The sequence below is a fragment of the Enterobacter cloacae complex sp. S3 genome, assembly GCF_014930495.1.
In the GTDB taxonomy this organism is placed as follows: Bacteria; Pseudomonadota; Gammaproteobacteria; order Enterobacterales; family Enterobacteriaceae; genus Enterobacter; species Enterobacter asburiae_B.
Genome location: NZ_JADBRD010000001.1, coordinates 17,059 through 41,081, shown reverse-complemented (window position 1 = coordinate 41,081; position 24,023 = coordinate 17,059). Strand labels below are relative to the sequence as shown.

General features: G+C 59.1%; 22 protein-coding genes. 16 read left to right on the top strand and 6 right to left on the bottom strand.

Annotation, left to right across the window (positions count from 1 at the left end):
- Positions 1–60: 60 nt before the first annotated feature.
- Positions 61–1,440, top strand: a complete 1,380-nt coding sequence (gene mpl / locus IM317_RS00210; protein WP_029739256.1) for a UDP-N-acetylmuramate:L-alanyl-gamma-D-glutamyl-meso-diaminopimelate ligase — start codon at positions 61–63, stop codon at positions 1,438–1,440.
- 77 nt (positions 1,441–1,517) lie between these two features.
- Here mpl and yjgA read toward each other — a convergent pair whose 3' ends face one another.
- Complete coding sequence (gene yjgA, locus IM317_RS00205; RefSeq protein ID WP_029739257.1) at positions 1,518–2,069, bottom strand: ribosome biogenesis factor YjgA; 552 nt, start codon at positions 2,067–2,069, stop codon at positions 1,518–1,520.
- Positions 2,070–2,164: 95 nt separating this feature from the next.
- Between yjgA and pmbA the strand changes: the two genes are divergently transcribed.
- From pmbA to IM317_RS00135, 14 genes are all read left to right on the top strand, one after another.
- Entirely contained in the window at positions 2,165–3,517 is a 1,353-nt protein-coding gene (gene pmbA / locus IM317_RS00200) for a metalloprotease PmbA (RefSeq protein ID WP_023310180.1), read from the top strand.
- A gap of 41 nt (positions 3,518–3,558) precedes the next feature.
- Positions 3,559–3,945, top strand: coding sequence for a cytochrome b562 (gene cybC / locus IM317_RS00195; RefSeq protein WP_033144493.1), 387 nt, complete (start codon positions 3,559–3,561; stop codon positions 3,943–3,945).
- 315 nt (positions 3,946–4,260) lie between these two features.
- Positions 4,261–4,599: a glycine dehydrogenase gene (locus IM317_RS00190; protein ID WP_025911967.1), complete on the top strand. Its 339-nt coding sequence runs from the start codon at positions 4,261–4,263 to the stop codon at positions 4,597–4,599.
- A gap of 10 nt (positions 4,600–4,609) precedes the next feature.
- The gene (locus IM317_RS00185) at positions 4,610–4,972 is read left to right on the top strand and encodes an SFCGS family glycine-rich protein (RefSeq protein ID WP_023293430.1); all 363 of its coding nucleotides are present in this window, start codon (positions 4,610–4,612) and stop codon (positions 4,970–4,972) included.
- Between the two features lie 2 nt (positions 4,973–4,974).
- A complete protein-coding gene (locus IM317_RS00180) occupies positions 4,975–5,274 on the top strand; it encodes a DUF4312 family protein (RefSeq protein ID WP_006810338.1) in 300 nt (99 codons plus the stop codon).
- A gap of 22 nt (positions 5,275–5,296) precedes the next feature.
- Positions 5,297–6,073 (top strand): DUF4311 domain-containing protein, encoded by a 777-nt coding sequence (locus IM317_RS00175; protein WP_023310182.1) that lies wholly within the window; start codon positions 5,297–5,299, stop codon positions 6,071–6,073.
- A gap of 13 nt (positions 6,074–6,086) precedes the next feature.
- The gene (locus IM317_RS00170) at positions 6,087–6,728 is read left to right on the top strand and encodes a DUF4310 family protein (RefSeq protein WP_023310183.1); all 642 of its coding nucleotides are present in this window, start codon (positions 6,087–6,089) and stop codon (positions 6,726–6,728) included.
- A 42-nt stretch (positions 6,729–6,770) separates the two neighbouring features.
- On the top strand, positions 6,771–7,904 hold the full coding sequence (locus tag IM317_RS00165; protein WP_033144494.1) for an amidohydrolase/deacetylase family metallohydrolase: 1,134 nt from the start codon (positions 6,771–6,773) through the stop codon (positions 7,902–7,904).
- Positions 7,888–9,006 carry a DgaE family pyridoxal phosphate-dependent ammonia lyase gene (locus tag IM317_RS00160; RefSeq protein ID WP_033144495.1) on the top strand — a complete coding sequence of 373 codons (1,119 nt, stop codon included), beginning with the start codon at positions 7,888–7,890 and terminating at the stop codon, positions 9,004–9,006. The genes IM317_RS00165 and IM317_RS00160 overlap by 17 nt, the downstream gene beginning before the upstream one ends.
- The gene (locus IM317_RS00155; RefSeq protein ID WP_033144496.1) at positions 9,003–9,743 is read left to right on the top strand and encodes a KDGP aldolase family protein; all 741 of its coding nucleotides are present in this window, start codon (positions 9,003–9,005) and stop codon (positions 9,741–9,743) included. The genes IM317_RS00160 and IM317_RS00155 overlap by 4 nt, the downstream gene beginning before the upstream one ends.
- Positions 9,744–9,857: 114 nt before the next feature.
- Positions 9,858–10,994: a lactonase family protein gene (locus IM317_RS00150; protein ID WP_033144497.1), complete on the top strand. Its 1,137-nt coding sequence runs from the start codon at positions 9,858–9,860 to the stop codon at positions 10,992–10,994.
- Between the two features lie 19 nt (positions 10,995–11,013).
- A complete protein-coding gene (locus tag IM317_RS00145) occupies positions 11,014–12,924 on the top strand; it encodes a transcription antiterminator (RefSeq protein ID WP_033144498.1) in 1,911 nt (636 codons plus the stop codon).
- Between the two features lie 77 nt (positions 12,925–13,001).
- On the top strand, positions 13,002–13,244 hold the full coding sequence (locus IM317_RS00140) for a type II toxin-antitoxin system RelB/DinJ family antitoxin (protein WP_008501400.1): 243 nt from the start codon (positions 13,002–13,004) through the stop codon (positions 13,242–13,244).
- Positions 13,234–13,518, top strand: coding sequence for a type II toxin-antitoxin system RelE/ParE family toxin (locus tag IM317_RS00135; protein WP_033144499.1), 285 nt, complete (start codon positions 13,234–13,236; stop codon positions 13,516–13,518). The genes IM317_RS00140 and IM317_RS00135 overlap by 11 nt, the downstream gene beginning before the upstream one ends.
- Before the next feature lie 3 nt (positions 13,519–13,521).
- Here IM317_RS00135 and nrdG read toward each other — a convergent pair whose 3' ends face one another.
- From nrdG to treR, 5 genes are all read right to left on the bottom strand, one after another.
- A complete protein-coding gene (nrdG, locus tag IM317_RS00130; protein WP_033144500.1) occupies positions 13,522–13,986 on the bottom strand; it encodes an anaerobic ribonucleoside-triphosphate reductase-activating protein in 465 nt (154 codons plus the stop codon).
- Between the two features lie 141 nt (positions 13,987–14,127).
- Positions 14,128–16,266, bottom strand: coding sequence for an anaerobic ribonucleoside-triphosphate reductase (gene nrdD, locus IM317_RS00125; RefSeq protein ID WP_032662478.1), 2,139 nt, complete (start codon positions 16,264–16,266; stop codon positions 14,128–14,130).
- 376 nt (positions 16,267–16,642) lie between these two features.
- A complete protein-coding gene (gene treC / locus IM317_RS00120; protein WP_033144501.1) occupies positions 16,643–18,286 on the bottom strand; it encodes an alpha,alpha-phosphotrehalase in 1,644 nt (547 codons plus the stop codon).
- A 51-nt stretch (positions 18,287–18,337) separates the two neighbouring features.
- On the bottom strand, positions 18,338–19,756 hold the full coding sequence (gene treB, locus IM317_RS00115; protein WP_029739268.1) for a PTS trehalose transporter subunit IIBC: 1,419 nt from the start codon (positions 19,754–19,756) through the stop codon (positions 18,338–18,340).
- Between the two features lie 129 nt (positions 19,757–19,885).
- Positions 19,886–20,833: a trehalose operon repressor TreR gene (treR, locus tag IM317_RS00110; protein ID WP_023310194.1), complete on the bottom strand. Its 948-nt coding sequence runs from the start codon at positions 20,831–20,833 to the stop codon at positions 19,886–19,888.
- Between the two features lie 390 nt (positions 20,834–21,223).
- Here treR and mgtA point away from each other — a divergent pair, with 390 nt between their 5' ends.
- A complete protein-coding gene (gene mgtA, locus IM317_RS00105) occupies positions 21,224–23,932 on the top strand; it encodes a magnesium-translocating P-type ATPase (protein WP_033144502.1) in 2,709 nt (902 codons plus the stop codon).
- Positions 23,933–24,023 lie beyond the last annotated feature (91 nt).

The window sequence follows — 24,023 nt, the reverse complement described above, 5'->3', positions numbered from 1 at the left end:
GTTTCACAGCCGCTAACATGTGAGTAAAATGTGCGCCACATTGAAGAAGGATAGTGACGTATGCGCATTCATATATTGGGGATTTGTGGCACTTTCATGGGCGGACTGGCAATGCTGGCGCGCTCGCTGGGCCATGAAGTGACAGGTTCGGACGCCAATGTGTATCCGCCAATGAGCACACTTCTGGAGAAACAGGGCATCTCGTTAATTCAGGGCTACGATGCCAGCCAGCTGGATCCCGAGCCGGACCTGGTGATCATCGGCAACGCCATGACCCGCGGCAATCCGTGCGTCGAGGCGGTTCTGGAACGCAATATTCCGTTCATGTCCGGCCCGCAGTGGCTGCATGACTTCGTCCTGCGCGACCGCTGGGTGGTTGCCGTTGCCGGTACCCATGGCAAAACCACGACCGCGGGCATGGCGACCTGGATCCTCGAAGCCTGCGGCTACAAGCCGGGCTTCGTGATTGGCGGCGTACCGGGTAATTTCGACGTTTCTGCGCGTCTGGGTGACAGCCCGTTCTTCGTGATCGAAGCCGACGAATACGACTGCGCGTTCTTCGACAAGCGCTCCAAGTTCGTGCATTACTGCCCGCGCACGCTGATCCTCAACAACCTTGAGTTCGACCACGCGGATATTTTTGACGACCTGAAAGCGATCCAGAAACAGTTCCACCACCTGGTGCGCATTGTTCCGGGCCAGGGGCGCATCATCCTGCCGGAAAACGACATCAACCTGAAGCAGACGATGGCGATGGGGTGCTGGAGCGAGCAGGAGCTGGTGGGCGAGCAGGGCCACTGGCAGGCGAAGAAGCTCAACGCCGATGCCTCCGAGTGGGAAGTGCTGCTCGACGGTGAAAAAGTGGGTGAGGTGAAGTGGGGCCTGGTGGGCGAGCACAACATGCACAACGGCCTGATGGCTATTGCTGCGGCGCGTCACGTTGGCGTTCTGCCTGCGGATGCGGCCAATGCGCTGGGCTCGTTTATCAACGCCCGTCGTCGTCTGGAACTGCGCGGTGAAGCCCACGGCGTTACCGTGTATGACGATTTCGCGCACCATCCAACGGCTATTCTGGCAACGCTTGCCGCCCTGCGTGGCAAGGTCGGCGGGACAGCCCGCATTCTGGCGGTGCTGGAACCGCGCTCGAACACCATGAAGATGGGCATCTGCAAAGATGATCTCGCGCCGTCGTTAGGACGTGCCGATGAGGTCTTCCTGCTGCAGCCGCAGCATATTCCGTGGCAGGTGGCCGAAGTGGCCGATGCCTGCATTCAGCCTGCGCACTGGAGCGCGGATGTGGATGCGCTCGCGGATATGGTGGTGAAAGCCGCACAGCCTGGCGACCACATTCTGGTGATGAGCAACGGCGGTTTTGGTGGGATCCATCAGAAGCTGCTGGACGGTCTGGCGAAGAAAGCGGAAGCGGCAGCCGCAGAGTAAAAAAAAGCCCGGTGGCGCTTGCGCTTACCGGGCCTACTTTCTTTTCTCCCTCGCCCCTACGGGGTGAGGGGAACAGATTACTCTTCGTTCTCAGACAGCTCGCGCAGATACTGGAAAATCAGGCGCGCAGACTTCGGCGGCTTATTCCCTTCTTTCTCTTTCTGCGCGTTGCGGATCAAGGAACGCAGCTGCTGGCGGTCGGCATCCGGCCACAGGTTCAGCACTTCCGGTACGGCGTCATCACCCTGTTCAATCAGGCGATCGCGGATCTGCTCAAGCTTGTGGAAAAACGCAACCTGCTGGTTGTGGCGGTTTTTCAGCTTGTCCAGCGCCTGGCGGATCGGATCGACGTCGCGCTGACGCAGCATTTTCCCGATAAGCTGAAGCTGGCGACGACGGCCTTCTTTCTTGATTTTCTGTGCCAGTTCAATGGCATCACGCAGATCCTGGTCGAGCGGGATCTTGTCCAGCGCGTTTTTACCCAGTTCTACCATTTCCGCGCCAAGCTGTTTTAACTCTTCGGCGTCACGTTTAATTTCACTTTTACTGACCCAGATGATCTCATCATCTTCGTCTTCGATGTCATCACCGGGAACGTCGTCGAGCCAGTCTTCGGGCTGCTTAGTCATGTCAGGCTCCTTAAAAAAAGAGGCTAATGTTACCAGTTAAGACGCGCACTGAAAAACGGTTCTCTGTTAGACTTCAGATAACTCTCTCTTACAGTATGGCATTTGCGATGAAAGTAACCTCACAAGTTGAAGCGCAGCGTAAGATTCTTGAAGAAGCCGTCTCCACCGCGCTGATGCTTGCTTCAGAAAAATCAGATGGCGCCGAAGTGGCGGTCAGCAAAACCACCGGCATCAGCGTGAGCACCCGCTATGGTGAAGTGGAGAACGTAGAATTCAACAGCGATGGCGCGCTTGGGATCACGGTGTATCACCAGAATCGCAAAGGCAGCGCGTCATCTACCGATCTCAGCCCGGATGCCATTGCCCGTACGGTGCAGGCGGCGCTGGATATCGCCCGTTATACCTCTCCGGATCCTTACGCAGGCGTGGCGGATAAAGACCTGCTGGCGTTTGACGCGCCGGATCTCGATCTTTTCCACCCGGCGGAAGTGACCCCGGACGAAGCGATCGAGCTGGCCGCGCGCGCCGAGCAGGCTTCCCTGCAGGCCGATAAGCGCATCACCAATACCGAAGGCGGCAGCTTCAACAGCCATTACGGCATCAAAGTCTTCGGCAACAGCCACGGCATGCTGCAGGGCTACTGCTCTACCCGTCATTCGCTCTCCAGCTGCGTGATCGCCGAAGAGAACGGTGACATGGAGCGTGACTACGCCTATACCATTGGCCGCGCGCTGGGGGATTTGCAATCTCCTGAGTGGGTGGGTAAAGAGTGTGCCGAACGCACGCTGTCACGCCTGTCGCCGCGTAAACTCTCCACCATGAAGGCCCCGGTTATTTTTGCCAACGAAGTGGCGACCGGTCTGTTTGGCCATCTGGTGGGCGCTATCGCGGGCGGCTCGGTTTACCGTAAATCGACCTTCCTGCTCGACTCGCTGGGCAAGCAGATCCTGCCGGAATGGCTCACCATTGAAGAACATCCGCATCTGCTGAAGGGGCTGGCCTCCACGCCGTTCGACAGCGAAGGCGTGCGCACCGAACGTCGCGATATCATCAAAGACGGTATTCTGACCCAGTGGCTGCTGACCAACTACTCCGCGCGCAAGCTGGGGCTGAAAAGCACCGGACACGCTGGCGGCATCCACAACTGGCGCATTGCCGGACAGGGCCTGAACTTTGAGCAGATGCTGAAAGAGATGGGCACTGGTCTGGTGGTCACCGAGCTGATGGGCCAGGGCGTAAGCGGCATTACCGGAGACTACTCGCGCGGCGCGGCGGGCTTCTGGGTGGAAAACGGCGAAATTCAGTATCCGGTGAGCGAAATTACTATCGCCGGCAACCTGAAGGACATGTGGCGCAATATCGTTACGGTCGGTAACGATATTGAAACACGTAGCAATATACAGTGTGGTTCTGTACTTCTGCCGGAAATGAAAATCGCCGGTCAGTAATACCCGTAAAGGCGTTTTAATAATAAAAAAGGAAGTGAGCAATGCGTAAACATCTGTTAGCGATCGTCGCGGCTTCAACGCTGGTTCTTGGCTCTTCTGCGTTTGCTGCCGATCTTGAAAACGACATGGGCATCCTCGGTCAAAACCTGAAGGTGGTGCAGAAAACCGACAATGCGGCTGAAATGAAAGACGCGCTGACCAAAATGCGTGAAGCGGCGCTCGACGCACAAAAAGCGACGCCTCCGAAGCTGGAAAGCAAAGCGGCAGACAGCGCAGAGATGAAAGACTACCGCCACGGCTTTGACGTGCTGGTCGGCCAGATCGACGGCGCGCTGAAGCTGGCTAACGAAGGCAAAGTGAAGGAAGCCCAGGCGGCGGCCGAGCAGTTTGTGACGACGCGTAACACCTATCACAAGAAATACCGTTAACCGATCGCGCATCTGACAAACAACCAGCGGGGGCCAGCGGCCCCCGTTTTTTTTACGCGGTAATAAGTAAACCCTATCGCCATCACATTTTTGCGTCACCGCGCCTGAACGTTTCGTTTCCCCGGCGCGCGTTTTGCCGCTGGAATACGTGATATTCATCACGCAAATACCGTCATTAATTCAGATTCACCGCATTTATGTGGCACAGATCACTGCTGCGGCTCGCCTTTCCACTTCGAAGTGGAAAACAACTCGCTACAAACAATTCCCCCCCAACGTTAGTTTTATTCCAGAGCCATTAACGGGGTAAGACCAGTGATTAACGGAGCGGTAATGAACGACGTTGGGGAACAGGCGGAGCAAACAGAACAGCTCGCGAACACCATGCTGCAGCAGGTTTATGCCCTGCTGGCCCGAAACAACATCATCCCCAATGCGGTACAGGAGCAGATGCTCACCTCCCACGTGCGCGCAATGGCGCACCGGTCCGTGACCGGCGAGCCGCTGCCGGAGGTTGAAGCAGAGCTGTTTGACGAAATTTCACCGGATTCAATGCGGCTCGCCCGTGAAGTGGTCGCGCAGTTTGGCAATCTTCCTGATGAAGAAGCCTGGCTGCTCTCCGTTCACTTTGAAGTCGCGAAAGACAACCTTTAAGGAGCAACACATGGAACAGATTACAGTCGTGATTGGCGATCGCCTGGGTAAAGGTCAGAAAGTGGCTGCCGGTGTGGAAAAAGCAGGTGGACGCGCGGTGGTTGTACCGGGCATGGCGGCGGACATGAAGCTCGGCGACGTGATGAAAGCGGAAAACGCCACCTTCGGCATCTCCTTCTGCGGCAGCGGCGGCGCGGGTGCCATCACGGCCCAAACCAAATATGGCTACAAGGCCAAATACGGCATGCGTTCGGTGGAAGAGGGCGTGACCGCCATCAACGAAGGCTGCAACGTGCTGGGCTTCGGCTTTATGGATAAAGAAGAGCTGGGCGAGCGTCTGGTGCAGGCGTGGCAGAAGAAATACGGCGCATAAGCATGAAAGAACAGTTCACAACCACGGTGAGAGTGAAGGGCAAAGGCGACGCCAAAGCGCGCGCCTTTGCCGACGCGCTCAACCACGTTCAGGCCGCGGTGATGAAAGCCTCACCGCATATCTTACTGCGTATTGAGCCACAGGATGTGCAGGTCGTTCAGGCGCAAGAAGCGGTGCGAAAAGAAGCGTTTCTGTTCTTCTTTCTGCGCCGGGAAAGACGCACCTACAGCGTGGAGCTGGATGTGACCGTCAACGTGACCGCTATCAATCTTGACCAGGTGGATTTCGTCACGCAACGCTGATTATTCATAAAAGGGCAGACTGATGTTCTTAATTATATTAATAAAATCGCTCATCATTGGCGGCCTGGTTGGCGTCGGTGTTGGCGCCGGGGCTGCACGCATGTTTCATGCGCCTACCACTCAGGGTATGGGCGCGTTTCGTACGTTGGGGGAACTGAACTCCTGTGAAGGGGATCCGGCGTCCCACTTCTCCTTTGGGTTAGGTTTCTTCTTTAACGCCTGGGCCTCTTCCGTGGCCGCAGGTGCCTTCACACAGGACGTTGACCACCGCATCATCCCGAACTGGGGTGCTGCTGCACTGATGATCAAAAACCGTAACGTCGGCGAAACGCTGCACGACCCGCGCAAAATGGCAATTGCCTGCGGCGTGATTGGCATGCTCGTCGTCACCTTCCTGAACCTGACCGCCTCCTCCGTGCCGGCAGCGCTTCAGGTCACCGCCGTGAAGGTGCTGGTACCGGCGGCAAACCTGCTGGTCAACACCGTCATGCCGGTGATCTTCTGGCTGGCGGCCATCGACGCGGGTAAAAAATCGGGCTTCTGGGCCACCATCTTTGGCGGCGCGGCGCAGCTGATTATGGGGAACGCCGTACCGGGCCTGGTGCTGGGGATCCTGATCGGGAAAGGCGTGGAAGAGAGCGGCTGGAACCACGTCACCAAAGTGATGATGGCGGCGATCGTCCTGCTCTTCGTGCTGAGCGGCTTCTTCCGCGGCTTCGACATGAAGATGATCGAATCCTTCCATCTGACCGTGCCGAACTGGCTCGACATGATCCACAACTCGCTCAGCGGTAAATAACAGGAGCCTCTACATGGAACAGAATAAAGGTTTTTGGTATGCCGACTGGTCGTTCCCGATCTTCGTTGGCCTGCTCTCCTCCGGCGTTTTCGCCGGGACGCACATGTACTACCTCTACGGCATCGGCGCGTTTAACGAAGTGGCCTTCGTGGCGATGCTGAAAGCGGGGATCGATACCGGGGTTTACGGCGCGGTGGCGGCGTTCGGCGCGAGCTTCCTGTTCGCCCGCATTATCGAAGGGTCGCTGGTGGGTATTCTCGACATCGGCGGCGCCATCCAGACCGGCGTGGGCCTCGGCGTTCCGGCGCTGCTGCTGGGCGCGGGCATCATGTTCCCGGTGACCAACTTCATTGCCGCGCTGATTACCGGCCTGGTGATTGGTCTGGCGATTGGCTACGTCATCATCCTGGCGCGTAAGTTCACCATCAACCAGAGCAACTCCACCTACGGTGCAGACGTGATGATGGGCGCGGGTAACGCCTCCGGCCGCTTCCTCGGGCCGTTGATTATCCTCAGCGCCATGACCGCCTCCATTCCTATCGGCGTCGGTTCCCTGCTGGGTGCGCTGGTGTTCTACATCTGGCAGAAGCCGATCACCGGTGGCGCGATCCTCGGCGCAATGCTGTTGGGCTGGCTGTTCCCGGTCGCCCTTTAATACCCGCGGGCGCTCAGGCGCCCGCCTTATCAGGAGATCCTCATGTTTGATTTACTCCTGCGCCGTGCGCGCCTTGCCGACGATACCCTGACCGATATCGCCATTCAGGACGGGAAGATCGCGGCGCTGGGCGAGATTGACGCCCCCGCGCATAAAACGGTTGAGCTGAACGGCGACGTGTTCGTCAGCGCAGGCTGGATTGACTCCCACGTTCACTGCTACCCGAACTCCCCGATTTACCACGACGAGCCGGACAGCGTGGGCATTGCCACCGGCGTCACCTCCGTGGTGGACGCGGGCAGTACCGGCGCCGACGACGTGGACGATTTCTATGACATCACCCGCAGGGCCTCCACCGAGGTGTTTGCCCTGCTGAACATCTCCCGCGTGGGGCTGATTGCCCAGAACGAGCTGGCCAACATGGCGAATATCGACGCCGACGCGGTGAAGCAGGCGGTGAAGCGCCACCCTGATTTTATCGTCGGCCTGAAGGCGCGCATGAGCAGCAGCGTGGTCGGTGAAAACGGCATCACGCCGCTGGAGCGCGCGAAAGCCATTCAGAAAGAGAACGGCGACCTGCCGCTGATGGTGCACATTGGCAACAACCCGCCGAACCTCGACGAAATTGCCGAGTTGCTGAGCTCCGGCGACATCATCACCCACTGCTACAACGGCAAACCCAACCGCATTCTTACGCCCTCCGGCGAGCTGCGCGCCTCCATCACCTCCGCCCTGAAGCGCGGCGTGCGTCTGGACGTCGGCCACGGCACGGCGAGCTTCAGCTTTGAGGTGGCGAAACGCGCCATCGCGATGGGCATTCTGCCGCACACCATCAGCTCGGATATCTACTGCCGCAACCGCATCAACGGTCCGGTCGGCTCGCTGGCAAGCGTGATGTCGAAGTTTCTCGCCATCGGCATGTCCTTGCCGCAGGTGATTGACTGCGTGACCGCCAACGCCGCCGACGGCCTGCGCCTGGCGCGCAAGGGCCGCATCCAGCCGGGTCTCGACGCCGACCTGACGCTGTTCACGATTAAACGCCAGCCGACGGTGCTGACGGACGCCGAAAACGACAGCCTGCAGGCTGAACACATTCTGGTGCCGCTTGCCGCGATCCGCGCGGGCAAGGGCTACATGACCGAACAAGGGAGCACGGAACATGCCTTCGATTTATGAGAAGTACCATTTAAAGCAGGTTATCAACACCTCTGGCCGCATGACGGCGCTGGGCGTCTCCACGCCGCGCCCGGAAGTGGTGCAGGTGGCGATGGACGGCATGAATCACTATTTCGAGATGAAGGATCTGGTCAACAAAACCGGGGAATACATCGCGAAGCTGCTGGATGTGGAAGGCGCGACGGTAGTTTCCTGCGCGTCTGCGGGCATTGCCCAGTCCGTGGCGGCGGTGCTGGTCAAAGACAGCGACTGGCTGCTGGAAAACCTGCACGTGACCCCGATTGAGAACAACGAAATCGTCCTGCCGAAAGGCCACAACGTGAACTTTGGCGCGCCGGTGGGCACCATGGTGGCACTGGGCGGCGGCAAGCTGGTGGAGGCGGGCTACGCCAACGAATGCTCCGCCGATCAGCTGGCGGCGGCGATCACCCCGCGCACGGCGGCGATCCTCTACATCAAATCGCACCACTGCGTGCAGAAAAGCATGCTCAGCGTCGAGCAGGCGGCGGTGGTGGCGCGCAAGCACGATCTCCCGCTGATCGTCGATGCGGCGGCGGAAGAAGACCTGCACGCGTACTACCGATCCGGTGCCGATCTGGTGATCTACAGCGGCGCGAAGGCGATTGAAGGCCCAACCAGCGGGCTGGTGATCGGCAAAACCCAGTACGTTGAGTGGGTGAAGCGCCAGACCGCGGGCATTGGCCGCGCGATGAAGGTGGGCAAAGAGGGCATTCTTGGCCTGACCTGCGCCATCGAACACTACCTGACGGCGACCAAAGAGAGCGGGGCCGAGATGGTGGCGAAGATGACGCCGTTTATCGAGGCGCTCAACACCCTCAACGGCGTGACCGCGCGCGTGGTCTGGGACAGCGCCGGTCGCGATATCGCGCGCACCGAGATTAAGTTCGACGAAGCCGCAACGGGCGTCGGCACGGGCGATCTGGTGGCGAAGCTCAAGCAGGGCGAATATGCCATTTACTTCCGTGGCTACAAGGCCAACGAAGGGATTATCGAGGCGGACGTGCGCAGCGTGAATGCTGACCAGCTGAACATCGTGTATCGCCGCATTAGCGAAGTATTAGGACAGGAGAAAAAAGCATGAAACTGACCCCCAACTTTTACCGTGACCGCGTCTGCCTGAACGTGCTGGCAGGATCGAAAGCCAACGCCAGCGCCATTTACGAGGCGGCGGAAGGTCACGTGCTGGTGGGCGTGCTCTCCAAAAATTACCCGGACGTGGCGAGCGCCGTTGCCGATATGCGTGAATATGCCGCGCTGATCGATAACGCACTCTCCGTCGGCCTCGGCGCGGGGGATCCGAACCAGTCGGCGATGGTGAGCGAGATCTCCCGTCAGGTGCAGCCGCAGCACGTCAACCAGGTCTTCACCGGCGTGGCCACCAGCCGCGCGCTGCTGGGGCAGAATGAGTCGGTGGTCAACGGTCTGGTCTCTCCGACCGGCACCGTCGGGATGGTCAAAATCTCCACCGGACCGCTGAGCAGCAACGCTCCGGACGGCATTGTGCCGGTTGAAACCGCGATTGCCCTGCTGAAGGATTTCGGCGGCAGCTCCATCAAATACTTCCCGATGGGCGGCCTCAAGTGCCGTGATGAGTACAACGCGGTGGCGGAAGCCTGCGCCCGTCACGACTTCTGGCTGGAGCCGACCGGAGGTATCGATCTGGAAAACTATGAGGAGATCCTGCAGATCGCCCTCGACGCGGGCGTGAGCAAAATCATCCCGCATATCTACAGCTCGATTATCGACAAAGCCAGCGGCGACACGCGCCCGGAAGACGTGCGTACGCTGCTTGCGATGACGAAGAAGCTGGTGAAGTAGTATCTGCCCTCACCCTAACCCTCTCCCAAAGGGAGAGGGAACTTTTACCCCCTCTCCCTTTGGGAGAGGGCCGGGGTGAGGGAAAACAAACCGCACAAACCTGAAGGAGCCACCATGCACACCCGTACCCTGCTTGTTGCTTCACTCTCAATGCTCGCCACCGCCGCTATCGCCCAGCCGCAGTACGCCTGGGTGGGCACCTACAACCCCAACGGCGAAGGGCTGTACCGCTTTACCGTTGACCCGCAAAGCGGCGCGCTGGCGAATAAAACGCTGGTGAGCAGGCTGCCGAACGCCGCGCAGCTGGCCGTCTCGCACGACGGCAAAACGCTCTATCTGGCAAGTGAAGTGGAGCAGGGCGTGGTGCAGGCGCTGCGGGTGGGGGATAACGGCGCGCTGAGCGAGCTTAATCAGGTGGCCTCCGGCGGCGCGGGGCCGGTTTACCTGTCGCTGACGCCGAACGGTCGACATCTGCTGGTGGCTAACTATGTCAGCGGATCGATCGCCGTTTTGCCAGTCAACGCAGACGGCAGCCTGGGTGAGGCTACGGATAAACGTCAGGATCAGGGCGAACCGGGCGCGGCGAAGCCGGAAGCGGCTGTCGAAGGAAGCTTTGCCATCAGCGATCATAACGGCCCCCACGCGCACATGATCGCCGCCGATCCGAGCGGGAAATACGTGTTTTCCACCGATCTTGGGCTGGATCGCCTCTACCAGTATCGTTTTGACGATCGAACAGGGAAGCTGACGCCGAACGATCCGCCGTTTATCAGCGCCTCCTCAAAAGGCGCCGGGCCGCGCCACTTTGTCTTTACGCCAAAAGGCGATGCCCTGTGGCTGATTAACGAAGAGGCGTCTACGCTCACCCATTATACCGTGAACGCCAACGGCACCCTGAAAGAGGGCAAAACGCTCTCAGCCCTGCCGGAAGGTTACAAAGGCACCAGCTTTGCTGCCGGGCTCGCATTAAGCGCCGACGGTAAACAGCTGTATGTGGCTAACCGTTTGCATAACAGCATCGGGCACTTTACCGTAACAGCGGAGGGCACGCTGACGCATCAGGACGACGTGTGGACGCGCGGCGACTACCCGCGCACCCTGACGCTCGATAAGCAGGGACACTGGCTGTACGTCATGAACCAGCGCAGCGACAACATCACCCGTTTCCGCGTGGCGCAGGACGGGAAATTAAGCTTCGAGCCGGACTATACCCCGGTCGGCAGCCCATCCCAGATGGTCATTTCACCTTAAGCTGTAAGAGGACAAACCCGTGCGATTTCCGAACCAACGTTTAGCGCAACTGTTCGATCTGTTGCAAAACGAGACGCTGCCGCAGGACGAGCTGGCGCAGCGGCTGTCGGTCTCCACGCGAACCGTCCGTGCCGATATCACCGCCCTGAACGCGCTGCTGGCAGGCCACGGCGCGCAGTTTATATTGAGCCGGGGCAACGGCTATCAGCTCAAAATTGATGATGCCCAGCGCTACCAGCAGCTGCAGGCATCCCACCCGCGCGCGCTGCGTATTCCCCGGACCGGGCCGGAGCGCGTGCACTATCTGGTGGTGCGTTTTCTCACCTCGGCATTTTCTCTTAAGCTCGAGGATCTGGCGGACGAGTGGTTCGTCAGCCGCGCCACGCTGCAGAGCGACATGGCCGAAGTGCGCGAGTGGTTTCACCGCTATAACCTGACGCTGGAAACGCGTCCTCGCCACGGCATGAAGCTGTTTGGCAGCGAGATGTCGACCCGCGCCTGCCTGACCGATCTGCTCTGGGAGCTGGCGCAGCAGGACAGCCTGAACCCGCTGGTGACCGACGTGGCGCTGAATGCAGGCGTGGCGGAGCAGATGGTGCCCGTGCTGCACGAGGCGCTGACGCGTCATCACATCCGTCTGACCGATGAAGGCGAGCTGTTCCTGCGCCTGTACTGTGCAGTGTCGGTGCGGCGCATCAGCGAGGGCTATCCGCTGCCGGAATTCCATGCCGAAGACGTGGAAGAGAACGTGCGCGAGGCGGCGAAGGATATCGCCGTCACTATCCAGCAGCTGGCGGGCAAAGCGCTTTCACCTTCGGAGGAGAGCTGGCTGTGCGTGCACATTGCGGCGCGGCAGATTCAGGAGATTGCCCCGAGCGCAATTAACGCGGATGACGACGAAGCGCTGGTCAACTACATCCTGCGCTACATCAACACCCACTATAACTACAACCTGCTCAGCGACGCGCAGCTGCACGCGGACCTGCTCACGCACATCAAAACCATGATCACCCGCGTGCGGTATCAAATCATGATCCCCAATCCGCTGCTGGATAACATCAAGCAGCACTACCCGATGGCGTGGGATATGACCCTCGCGGCGGTGTCGAGCTGGGGAAAATACACGCCGTATGTGATCAGCGAAAACGAAATCGGCTTCCTGGTGCTGCATATCGGCGTCGGGCTGGAGCGCCATTACAACATCGGCTACCAGCGCCAGCCGCGGGTGCTGCTGGTATGCGACGCCGGGAATGCTATGGTCCGCATGATCGAGGCGGTGCTCCAGCGCAAGTACCCGCAGATTGAGGTGGCCCGCACGCTCACCCTGCGCGAGTACGAGCTGGCGGATTCCATCGGCGAGGACTTTGTCATTTCCACCGCCCGCGTGAGCGAAAAATCTAAACCGGTGGTGATGATCGCCCCATTCCCGACCGATTACCAGTTAGAACAGATCGGCAAGCTGGTGCTGGTGGACCGCACCCGCCCGTGGATGCTGGATAAATACTTCGACGCGGCCCATTTCCGCATTCTCGACAAGCCCGTTGATCAGCAAACGCTGTTCCGGGAACTGTGCGCGCAGCTTGAAGGCGAGGGGTTTGTCGGCGCGGAGTTCCTGGATTCTGTCGTCGAGCGTGAAGCCATCGTCAGCACCATGCTCGGCGACGGCATCGCGCTGCCGCACTCCCTCGGCCTTTTAGCGCAGAAAACCGTGGTCTATACCGTGCTCGCCCCGCACGGCGTTCAGTGGGGAGATGAAACCGCGCACGTCATCTTCCTGCTCGCCATCAGCAAAAGCGAATACGAAGAGGCGATGGCGATCTACGATATTTTCGTCACTTTCCTCCGTGAACGGGCGATGTCGCGGCTCTGTAGCTGCGGAGATTTTGCCGGGTTTAAGGCGGTGGCGATGGAGAGTTTGAGCCGGTTTTGAGAGGCGTTATCCAGAATTCGATGTAATGCGAATGTAATGCTAAACTGCATTACACATTCGATTTTACTGGAGGCATAATGGCCACGCTGAACGTCCGTCTGGATGACAAACTCAAAAACGAGGCTTATGCCGTGCTGGAAAAACTCAATATCACCCCAACGGAAGCCGTGCGATTACTGTTTCAGTACGTCGCGGAGACGGGACGTATGCCGGTGAAAACGGTCACGATTAGCGACAGCGAAGATGCGCTGATACAGACGGTCCGGGAGCGACTGGCGAATCCGCAAAAGGGAATCAAGGTTAGTCTGGATGACTTATGAACTGGCATTTGACCCGAGGGCGTTAAAGGAGTGGAGCAAGCTGGGGCAGACTGTAAAAGACCAGTTTAAGAAGAAACTTGCGGACGTGCTGGTGAGCCCCAGGGTCGAATCGGCCCGCCTGCATGGTCTGCCGGATTGCTACAAAATAAAACTCAGATCGCAGGGTTATCGTTTGGTCTATCAGGTTCAGGACAACGTTGTAACGGTATTCGTTATCGCTATCGGTAAGCGAGAGAAATCAGCCGTTTATCATGATGCAAACAAACGGCTCTAATGCTCACCGCAGATGGTGCACAACCTGGTTGCTGCTGCCGCGCCAGATCAGGGCCGGGTCTTTTAAATCCTGCACGAACTTGCCGTCGACCAGGACGTTAATCAGATCCACTACTTCTCTTTGCTGCGCATTGAGTTCATCCAGCTTATATCCCGTCCAGACCCAAATATCTTTGCCTGCACATTCGCGGCGAATGCGCTTCACCAGCTTCAGGATCTCCGGCACGTTTTGCGGGTGCAGGGGGTCGCCGCCGGAGAGGGAAATCCCCTGACGTTTGATGCGCGTATCGTTAAGGTCGTTGACGATCCGGTCTTCCATTTCGGCGGTGAACGGCATGCCGGAATTTAAGCGCCAGGTGCTTTTGTTATAGCAGCCGGGGCATTCGTGGACGCAGCCTGAAACGAACAGGGTGCAGCGGGTGCCGGGGCCGTTGACGATGTCGACGGGGTAGTATTGATGATAATTCATAGCGTTAACCTGATGCCCTCACCCCGCCCCTCTCCCACGGGGAGAGGGAGAAAACCGGAGTCAGGCTTAGCAATGTGCTCGATCGGTTCCCTCTCCCTTGAGGGAGAGGGGTAGGGTGAGGGGGAGAACCCTGCGCAGAACTTACCCGATCTGCCCATTCCCCAAATGCTTCACGCGACGCTTCACCTCTTCCTGCTTGCCGGCGTTAAACGGACGCGCGTCCGGGCTGCCGAGATAGCCGCACACGCGACGGGTCACGGAGACGCGAGCCGCATCGTGGTTGCCGCATTTCGGGCAGGTAAAGCCTTTGCTCGTACACTCGAACTCACCGGTAAAGCCGCACTCGTAGCACTCGTCGATTGGCGTGTTGGTCCCGTAATACGGCACGTGCTGATAGCTATAATCCCACACGTCTTCCAGCGCCTTCAGGTTGTGCTGAATGTTCGGGTACTCGCCGTAGCAGATGAAGCCGCCGCTGGCGATCGGCGGATACGCCGCTTCGAAGTCGATCTTGTCGTACGGGTTCACCTTTTTCTCCACGTCGAGGTGGAAGCTGTTGGTGTAATACCCTTTGTCGGTCACGCCTTCCACAATCCCGAATTCGGCGGTGTCCAGACGGCAGAAGCGGTCGCACAGATTCTCGCTCGGCGTGCTGTAGAGGCTAAACCCGTAGCCGGTTTCCTCTTTCCACTGGTCTACCGCGTCGCGCAGGCGCTGAACAATCGCGATGCCTTTCTCACGCAGGGCCTCGCTGTCGTACATATGCGTATCGCCCGCCAGGGCGTTGATGGTCTCGTGAATACCGATATAGCCCAGCGAAATCGACGCGCGACCGTTTTTGAAGATCTCCGACACGTCATCGTCCGCTTTTAGACGTACGCCGCAGGCCCCTTCCATATAGAGAATTGGCGCCACGCGGGCCTTGACCCCTTCCAGACGTGCAATACGGGTCATCAGCGCCTTACGCGCCAGCTGCAGGCGCTCGTCCAGCAGCGTCCAGAATTCCGCTTCATTGCCTTTCGCCTCCAGCGCGATGCGCGGCAGGTTCAGGCTGATGACGCCCAGGTTGTTGCGCCCGTCGTGGATCTGCTCGCCGTTTTCATCTTCGTACACGCCGAGGAAGCTGCGGCAGCCCATTGGCGTTTTAAACGAACCGGTCACTTTGACGACCTGATCGTAGTTCAGGATGTCCGGATACATGCGCTTGCTCGCGCACTCCAGCGCCAGCTGTTTGATGTCGTAGTTCGGATCGCCAAACTTGTGGTTCAGGCCGTCGCGAATGGCGAACACCAGTTTCGGGAACACCGCCGTTTTGCGGTTCTTGCCGAGACCGGAAATGCGGTTGCGCAGGATGGACTGCTGGATCAGGCGTGATTCCCAGCTGGTGCCCAGCCCAAAGCCGAAGGTCACAAACGGCGTCTGGCCGTTGGCGGTATGCAGCGTGTTCACTTCATACTCCAGCGACTGGAAGGCGTCGTAGCACTCTTTCTCGGTGCGGGAGTGCGCATAGCCGTCGGCGTCCGGGATCTGCCACTCTTCGGCCGTTTTACGATGCTTGTTGAAGCTTGCCGTCACGAACGGGGCCAGCACTTCATCAATGCGGTTAATCGTGGTGCCGCCGTAAATATGGCTGGCGACCTGAGCGATAATCTGCGCGGTGACGGCGGTGGCCGTGGAGATCGACTTAGGCGGTTCAATCTCGGCGTTACCCATTTTAAAACCGTGGGTCAGCATGCCTTTCAGGTCGATCAGCATGCAGTTGAACATAGGGAAGAACGGCGAATAGTCGAGATCGTGGTAGTGAATTTCACCACGCTCGTGCGCCGACACCACGTCGCGCGGCAGCAGGTGCTGACGGGCATAGTGTTTGGCGACGATACCGGCCAGCAGGTCGCGCTGGGTCGGGATCACTTTACTGTCTTTGTTGGCGTTTTCATTGAGCAGGGCGGAGTTGGTCTGCTCCACCAGGCCACGGATCTCCTGGTTCAGACGACCGCGCTTCTCACGCTGCACGTCACGATCGTGACGGTACTCAATGTAGGCGCGCGCCAGCTGCTTGTAGGGCCCCGCCATCAGCTGGTTCTCAACCGCGGTCTGGATCTCACTGATATCGACCTGGCTGCGTTCGTTCATCTGGCTACTAACGACTTCTGCGACGGTGGCGCAGTAATCTGCGTCATCGACTCCCGCTGCTTTAGCTGCACGCAGAATGGCTTCCTGGATGCGCTCTGATTTAAACGGCACTTTACAGCCATCACGTTTCATCACATGCGGTGTCATGATCACTCCATTTTTTGAAAACAGGTTATCCACAGAGGTGGAGAAGTCATAACCGGGCGTATTCCCCGCCGGGCCAAAGACTTCCCGCGTTCCCAGCTCGTGTTATCCACAATTCCGGCCAGCGTAAGCGCCGTCTTGTTGTTGGAATAGTAGACGATAAATACAAGATGTTGGGTCGGCGTGCATTTTAAGTGCTACATATAGTGATTTGCATCAAACATGTTTGCGATTTATTTGATGCAGAACAAAGTAAAAAGACGAGAGTACAAACGACGGGCGCTTCAGCGATTGTAAAGGCGCGAGAGAAAAATCTGATTATTTACTCAACAAAAACAGTAAAGTAAGCCGGGTGCTGAGCCGCACCCGGTAGAGAGAATTACTGCTGCAACCACCAGACGGCTTCAAACGGACGCAGCGACGTCGTTTGCGGTGCAGGGTAGTTACTCATCACCACCTGCGACCTATCGCTGAGAGCGTCTGCCTGCCATTCCTGAGGCGTAGGACTCAGGTTCGCCGCCACCATCAGCGTCTGCCCCTGCCACTGACGACGGTAGCACCAAAGAGAAGGATGTTCCGGCAGAAGATCCTCATAATCACCCCACGTCAGCACCGTCAGGGTTTTACGCAGGCCGATCAGCGACTGGTAGGTGTAGAACACCGAATCCGGGTCGTCGAGCGCCGCGCGGGCGTTCACCGTCTCGTAATTGTCGCAGACGCCAATCCACGGCTCGCCCTCGGTAAAGCCCGCATTGTGCGAAGCGTCCCACTGCATTGGGGTTCGCCCGTTATCGCGGGACTTACTCGCCAGAATCGCCAGTAATTCATCCGGTTCGCGGCCGTTGGCGCGCAGTTCGGCGAACATGTTCAGGCTTTCCACGTCGCGATAGTCGGTGATGCGGCTGAAGTGCGGGTTGGTCATCCCCAGCTCCTCGCCCTGGTAGATATACGGCGTGCCCTGCATGCCGTGCAGCACCATGCCGAGCATCTTCGCGGCCTGAACGCGGTATTCCCCTTCGTCACCAAAGCGCGACACGATGCGCGGCTGATCGTGGTTACACCAGAACAGCGCGTTCCACGCCCTGTTGTGCATCCCCTGCTGCCAGTGGCGGAAGAGGGTTTTCAGCGCCACGAAGTCCGGCTTCGCCTTCGTCCATTTTTCGCCGCCGGGGTAGTCCACCTTCAGGTGGTGGAAGTTAAAGGTCATCGACAGCTCGCGTCCGTCGAGCGAGGCGTACTGCTGGCAGTTCTCCAGCGAGGTCGAGGACATCTCGCCCACCGTCATCAGGTTGCGCGGGGTGAAGACGTCGCGGCTCATCTCCTGCAGATATTCGTGAACGCGCGGCCCGTCGGTGTAGAAGCGGCGGCCGTCTCCGGTGTTGTCGTCCGGGAAATCCTGATCTTTCGAAATCAGGTTAATCACGTCGAGACGCAAGCCGTCGACGCCGCGATCGGCCCAGAACTCGCACACCTTTTTCAGCTCGGCGCGCACTTCTGGGTTCTCCCAGTTGAGATCCGCCTGCTCCGGGGCGAACAGATGCAGGTAATACTGCTCGCTCTCGGCGTGCCAGCGCCAGGCGTTGCCACCAAACTTGGAGCGCCAGTTGTTGGGAAGCTGCTCCGGCGTGCCGTCGCGCCAGATGTAGAACTGGCGGTACGGGCTCTCTTTGTTCAGCGACTCGCGGAACCAGGCGTGCTGCGTGGAGGTGTGGTTAAACACCATATCCAGCACGATGCGGATGCCGCGCTCGTGCGCCCGGGCAACCAGCTCGTCGAAATCATCCAGCGTGCCGTAAGCCGGGTCGATGGCGGTGTAATTCGCCACGTCGTAGCCGTTATCCACCTGCGGGGAGATATAAAATGGCGTCAGCCAGATGGCGTCGATGCCGAGGGTTTTCAGGTAGTCCAGACGCTGCGTCACGCCGCGCAGATCGCCGGTGCCGCTGCCGGTGGTGTCCTGGAAGCTCTTTGGGTAAATCTGATAGATGACGCCGTTCTGCCACCAGTGAGGAAGGGTATTCATAATGCGTTCCTGCAAATGCGAAGGGGCGCATCTGCGCCCCGAAAGAAGAAGTTAAACAATCTGCAGCGAGCCCTGACGGAACTTACGCTGGTAAACCACGGTGGTGAGCGCCATAGGGACGATAATCGCGATGGCCATCGCCAGGGCAAACACCTGCCAGTAAGCCGGCTGGATGGAGAGAATGCCCGGCAGGCCGCCGACGCCAATCCCGTTCGCCATCACGCCGTTCAGACCACACACCAGGCCCGCCAGACCGGAACCGATCATCGCGCAGAGCATCGGGAAGCGGTATTTCAGGTTGATACCGTACATCGCCGGTTCTGTGACGCCGAGGTAAGCAGAGATGGCTGCCGGAACGGAGATCTCACGCTCGTTGTGCTTGCGGCTGACGATGATGATGCCAGTGACCGCCGACGCCTGTGCAATGTTAGACAGGGCGATAATCGGCCAGACCGGCGTGCCGCCGAGGCTCTGGATCATCTGCATATCAATGGCCAGCGTGGTCTGGTGCACGCCGGTGATCACCAGCGGGGCGTACAGGAAGCCAAACAGCGCGGCTCCAATAGGCGCGAAGCTGCCGGTCATCAGGTGACGCACCGCGAAGGCCACGCCGTCGCCGATCATCCGGCCAAACGGACCGATAAAGGCGTGCGCCAGGAACACCGCCAGGATCAGCGAGCAGACCGGCACCACCACCAGATAGAGATAATCCGGCACGATGCGCTTCAGGCGCGTTTCAATAAAGCCCAGCGCCAGACCCGCCAGCAGGGCCGGAATGACCTGCGCCTGATAGCCCACTTTGGCGATAGTAAACAGGCCGAAGTTCCACACCTCAGGCACCTGCTGACCAAGTAAGTAAGCGTTCATTAACTGTGGAGAGACCAGCGTGACGCCCAGCACGATACCGAGAATCGGCGTGCCGCCCATCTTGCGCACCGCGGACCAGCAAATCCCGACCGGCAGATAGAAGAAGATCGCCTCGCCAATCAGCCACAGGAAATCGTAAACGGTTTTCAGCGCCGGATACATCTGCGCCAGGGTTTTGCCGTCGCTCATCGGCACATCGCCGATGACGTTACGGAAGCCTAAGATTAAGCCCCCGCTGATCAGCGCGGGCAGCAGCGGGAAGAAAATTTCCGCGAAGTGGGAAATCAGCTGCTCGTGCCACTTCATATTCTGGCGCGCGGCCTTCTTCGCCTGCTCTTTATCGGCAGAAGAGTGCCCGGTTGTCGCCAGCAGAGCCTGATAGTAATCGCCCACTTCGGTACCAATAACGACCTGGAACTGCCCGGCGTTGGTGAAGCAGCCTTTGACCATGGAAAGTTCTTCAATGGCCTTCGGGTTGGCTTTGGCCGGATCGTTCAGCACGAAGCGCAGGCGGGTAATGCAATGGCTGACGGTGGCGATGTTTTCGCGTCCGCCGACCAGGACGATCAGCCGATCGATATCTGCTTGTTTGACTTTACTCATCATGAAACCTCATGACAGATGGTGAGGGGGTGTAATGACCTGAGCGCAAGCCTACTCCTTCAGCGTGACGGCGAAAATGGGAACGTTCCCGAAATCAGGCGAAGATCACAATAATCTGTTTTAGAGGGGTTACGAAAGGTGAGCGGGAATGACGATCTGACGAGGCTCTGAACGCCCGTTTATCTGCTCGATCAGCTGCGCGGCGGCCTGTCTGCCGGACTCGGCGTAGCCCGGATCGACGGTGATGATCTCCGGGTGCAGGAACTTCATCAGCGGCGTGCTGCCGACGCTCGCCACCTGCAGGTTATCGATACGCTGCTCCTGCAGATATTTGCTGGCACCCAGCGCCAGGGTATCCGTGGCGCACACCAGCGCCGTGGTCTGCGGCGTCAGAACGCTGGCGACCTGCTCGTAGCCCTGCTTCATGCCCAGCCCCGGCAGGGAGGCCACGGCGGAGAGGTTGTGCTTTTTGCAAAAGGCCAGATACGCCTCATGGCGACGCTTGCCGGTGGTGACGTCCGCGTGCGGGACGCCGAGGAAGCTGATGTGACGATGGCCCTCGTCAAACAGGCGCTGCATCAGGGTAATGATCGCGCCCTCGTCGTCATAGCAGACGGAGGCAAAACCGTGTGCATCGCGCGCCAGCAGCACCAGCGAAGGCTGCCAGGGTTTCAGCATCTCGTCCTTAATGCCGGTAAAACCGAACAGCACCACGCCATCAATGTTGCGCCGCTGGAGCATCCCCAGATGCTCTTCAACAAGCTGCACAGAGAACTGGCTCTCCATCATGATCGGATCATACCCCTGCTCATAGAAGGCGGGCAGCATGGTCTGCACGGCGAGATTTTCAGACAGAGAGTCCAGACGAGAAACAATGATGGCGACGACTTTGTCACTCTGCCCGCGCATGGCGCGCGCGGAGCGGGAAGGGGAAAAACCGTGCTGATTCATGACCGCCTCAACGCGCTCGCGGGTGCGTTCGCTGACGCCGCTTTCGTTGTTCAGCACGCGTGAGACGGTCGATTTCCCCACGCCGCTTAAACGCGCGATGTCTTTAATCGTAAGGCGGTTCTGCATGCTGTATTCCCTGTAACAACGACGATGTAGTGAATTGAGCCTAATGCTATAGCGCGATTTCGCTATGGGCAAAGTCTGGTTTACGTTCGGTTTATTTGCAGGGGGGTATAATACCGCCCGAATCGTCATAAAGGGTACGCTTAAATCCTTATACTGCGCAGCGACACCCTGTTTTTTTACTTACCGGAGGCTTCATGGATCCCGATCCCACACCTCTCCTGAGCGGGAGAAAACGTTCTTTCCGGTAAGCCAGCCTTGTTGCTGTCTCACCGGCGTGAGGCAGTAGCGTCTTAAACGTTCCTGCTTGAAAAATTGAGTGCCTCTCAGGTACGGCCTTGCCACGCCTGAAGGAAATGCTGCGTCCGCCCCTGCGGATGCGGAGGAATGCCTATGTTTAAAAATATCACCCGGCAGCTGCAGGCCCTGCTGAGCCGCCACCTGCCACACCGTCTTGTTCAGCGCGACCCGCTGCCAAACGCCAAAAACATGGCGGGGGCGGCGATCCCCGCATCCCTGACCGAACGCTGCCTGAACGCGGCGGCGATGGATGAAAACGAAGTCTGGCGCGCGTTCGGCGGACACCCGGAAGGGCTAAACGCGGCCGAAGTGGAAAAAATCCGCGCCGTGCACGGCGATAACCAAATCCCGGCGCAGAAGCCGTCTCCGTGGTGGGTGCACCTGTGGCTCTGCTACCGCAACCCGTTCAACCTGCTGTTGACCGTACTCGGCCTCATCTCTTACGCGACGGAAGATCTGTTTGCCGCAGGCGTCATTGCCCTGATGGTGGGCATCTCCACGCTGCTGAACTTTATTCAGGAAGCCCGCTCCACCAAAGCGGCGGACGCCCTGAAGGCGATGGTCAGCAACACCGCGACCGTCTCGCGCGTGATTAACGATCTCGGCGAAAACGCCTGGGTGGAGCTGCCTATCGACCAGCTGGTGCCGGGCGATCTGGTGAAGCTGGCCGCGGGGGACATGATCCCGGCGGATTTACGCATTATCCAGGCGCGCGATCTGTTCGTCGCTCAGGCCTCCCTGACCGGGGAATCCCTGCCCGTTGAAAAGGTAGCGCGCAGCCGCGACCCGCAGCAGATGAACCCGCTTGAATGCGACACCCTGTGCTTTATGGGCACCACGGTGGTCAGCGGCACCGCGCAGGCGATTGTCACCGCCACCGGGGGCGACACCTGGTTTGGTCAGCTTGCCGGGCGCGTCAGCGAGCAGGAGAGCGAGCCGAACGCCTTCCAGAAAGGGATTGGCCGCGTCAGCATGCTGCTGATCCGCTTTATGATGGTGATGACGCCGATCGTGCTGCTGATCAACGGCTACACCAAAGGCGACTGGTGGGAAGCGGCCCTGTTTGCGCTCTCCGTGGCCGTTGGCCTGACGCCGGAAATGCTGCCGATGATCGTCACCTCCACGCTGGCGCGCGGGGCGGTGAAGCTCTCTAAACAGAAAGTAATCGTTAAACACCTCGACGCCATTCAAAACTTTGGCGCGATGGACATCCTCTGCACCGATAAAACCGGCACCCTGACGCAGGACAAAATCGTGCTGGAGAACCACACCGATATCTCCGGCAAAACCAGCGAGCGCGTCCTGCACAGCGCGTGGCTGAACAGTCATTACCAGACCGGGCTGAAAAACCTGCTCGACGTCGCGGTGCTGGAAGGGGTGGACGAGGAATCCGCCCGCACGCTCTCCGGCCGCTGGCAGAAGGTGGATGAGATCCCGTTCGACTTCGAGCGCCGCCGCATGTCGGTGGTGGTGAGCGAGCAGACGGACGTGCATCAGCTGATCTGTAAAGGGGCGCTGCAGGAGATCCTCAACGTGTCGACGCAGGTTCGCTATAACGGCGACATCGTGCCGCTGGACGACACCATGCTGCGCCGCATCAAGCGCGTCACCGACAACCTGAACCGTCAGGGGCTGCGCGTGGTGGCGGTCGCGAGCAAGTTCCTGCCCGCGCGCGAGGGGGACTATCAGCGTATCGACGAATCCGATCTAATCCTCGAGGGCTACATCGCCTTCCTCGATCCGCCGAAAGAGACCACCGCGCCGGCGCTGAAAGCGCTGAAGGCGAGCGGTATTACCGTCAAAATTCTCACCGGCGACAGCGAGCTGGTGGCGGCCAAAGTGTGCCATGAAGTGGGGCTGGACGCGGGCGACGTGGTGGTGGGAAGCGATATTGAGCACCTGTCCGACGACGAGCTGGCGAAGCTTGCCCAGCGTACCACGCTGTTTGCCCGCCTGACGCCGATGCACAAAGAGCGCATCGTCACCCTGCTTAAGCGTGAAGGGCACGTGGTGGGCTTTATGGGCGACGGCATCAACGACGCGCCCGCGCTGCGTGCGGCGGACATCGGTATCTCCGTCGATGGGGCGGTGGATATCGCCCGCGAGGCGGCGGATATTATTCTGCTGGAAAAGAGCCTGATGGTGCTGGAGGAGGGCGTGATCGAAGGGCGCCGCACCTTCGCCAATATGCTCAAGTACATCAAAATGACCGCCAGCTCCAACTTCGGTAACGTCTTCAGCGTGCTGGTGGCGAGCGCGTTTCTGCCGTTCCTGCCGATGCTGCCGCTGCACCTGCTGATCCAGAACCTGATGTACGACGTGTCTCAGGTAGCGATCCCGTTTGATAACGTCGACGACGAGCAGATCCAGAAGCCGCAGCACTGGAACCCGGCGGATCTGGGGCGTTTTATGCTGTTCTTTGGGCCGATCAGCTCCATCTTCGACATTCTGACGTTCTGCCTGATGTGGTTTGTGTTCCACGCCAACACCCCGGAACACCAGACGCTGTTCCAGTCCGGCTGGTTCGTGGTAGGCCTGCTGTCGCAGACGCTGATTGTGCACATGATCCGCACCCGCCGCATTCCGTTCATCCAGAGCCGCGCCGCGTGGCCGCTGATTGTAATGACGGGCATTGTGATGGCGCTCGGCATCGCGCTGCCGTTCTCGCCGCTGGCAGGCTACCTGCAGCTGCAGGCGCTGCCGCTGAGCTACTTCCCGTGGCTGGTGGCTATCCTCGCGGGCTACATGGTGCTGACGCAGATGGTGAAAGGATTCTATGCGCGTCGGTACGGGTGGCAGTAATTTTTTACCCTCACCCTAACCCTCTCCCTGAAAGGGAGAGGGGACCGCTCGGTGTCGCCTTTCACCCTCGCTCCTTTGGGGTGAGGGGGCT

What these genes read in the sequence shown, in the direction of transcription:
- mpl (WP_029739256.1), top strand. Translation starts at nt 61, where the DNA reads ATGCGCATTCATATATTGGGGATTTGTGGCACTTTCATGGGCGGACTG.
- yjgA (WP_029739257.1), bottom strand. Translation starts at nt 2,069, where the DNA reads ATGACTAAGCAGCCCGAAGACTGGCTCGACGACGTTCCCGGTGATGAC.
- pmbA (WP_023310180.1), top strand. Translation starts at nt 2,165, where the DNA reads ATGGCATTTGCGATGAAAGTAACCTCACAAGTTGAAGCGCAGCGTAAG.
- cybC (WP_033144493.1), top strand. Translation starts at nt 3,559, where the DNA reads ATGCGTAAACATCTGTTAGCGATCGTCGCGGCTTCAACGCTGGTTCTT.
- IM317_RS00185 (WP_023293430.1), top strand. Translation starts at nt 4,610, where the DNA reads ATGGAACAGATTACAGTCGTGATTGGCGATCGCCTGGGTAAAGGTCAG.
- IM317_RS00180 (WP_006810338.1), top strand. Translation starts at nt 4,975, where the DNA reads ATGAAAGAACAGTTCACAACCACGGTGAGAGTGAAGGGCAAAGGCGAC.
- IM317_RS00175 (WP_023310182.1), top strand. Translation starts at nt 5,297, where the DNA reads ATGTTCTTAATTATATTAATAAAATCGCTCATCATTGGCGGCCTGGTT.
- IM317_RS00170 (WP_023310183.1), top strand. Translation starts at nt 6,087, where the DNA reads ATGGAACAGAATAAAGGTTTTTGGTATGCCGACTGGTCGTTCCCGATC.
- IM317_RS00165 (WP_033144494.1), top strand. Translation starts at nt 6,771, where the DNA reads ATGTTTGATTTACTCCTGCGCCGTGCGCGCCTTGCCGACGATACCCTG.
- IM317_RS00160 (WP_033144495.1), top strand. Translation starts at nt 7,888, where the DNA reads ATGCCTTCGATTTATGAGAAGTACCATTTAAAGCAGGTTATCAACACC.
- IM317_RS00155 (WP_033144496.1), top strand. Translation starts at nt 9,003, where the DNA reads ATGAAACTGACCCCCAACTTTTACCGTGACCGCGTCTGCCTGAACGTG.
- IM317_RS00150 (WP_033144497.1), top strand. Translation starts at nt 9,858, where the DNA reads ATGCACACCCGTACCCTGCTTGTTGCTTCACTCTCAATGCTCGCCACC.
- IM317_RS00140 (WP_008501400.1), top strand. Translation starts at nt 13,002, where the DNA reads ATGGCCACGCTGAACGTCCGTCTGGATGACAAACTCAAAAACGAGGCT.
- IM317_RS00135 (WP_033144499.1), top strand. Translation starts at nt 13,234, where the DNA reads ATGACTTATGAACTGGCATTTGACCCGAGGGCGTTAAAGGAGTGGAGC.
- nrdG (WP_033144500.1), bottom strand. Translation starts at nt 13,986, where the DNA reads ATGAATTATCATCAATACTACCCCGTCGACATCGTCAACGGCCCCGGC.
- nrdD (WP_032662478.1), bottom strand. Translation starts at nt 16,266, where the DNA reads ATGACACCGCATGTGATGAAACGTGATGGCTGTAAAGTGCCGTTTAAA.
- treC (WP_033144501.1), bottom strand. Translation starts at nt 18,286, where the DNA reads ATGAATACCCTTCCTCACTGGTGGCAGAACGGCGTCATCTATCAGATT.
- treB (WP_029739268.1), bottom strand. Translation starts at nt 19,756, where the DNA reads ATGAGTAAAGTCAAACAAGCAGATATCGATCGGCTGATCGTCCTGGTC.
- treR (WP_023310194.1), bottom strand. Translation starts at nt 20,833, where the DNA reads ATGCAGAACCGCCTTACGATTAAAGACATCGCGCGTTTAAGCGGCGTG.
- mgtA (WP_033144502.1), top strand. Translation starts at nt 21,224, where the DNA reads ATGTTTAAAAATATCACCCGGCAGCTGCAGGCCCTGCTGAGCCGCCAC.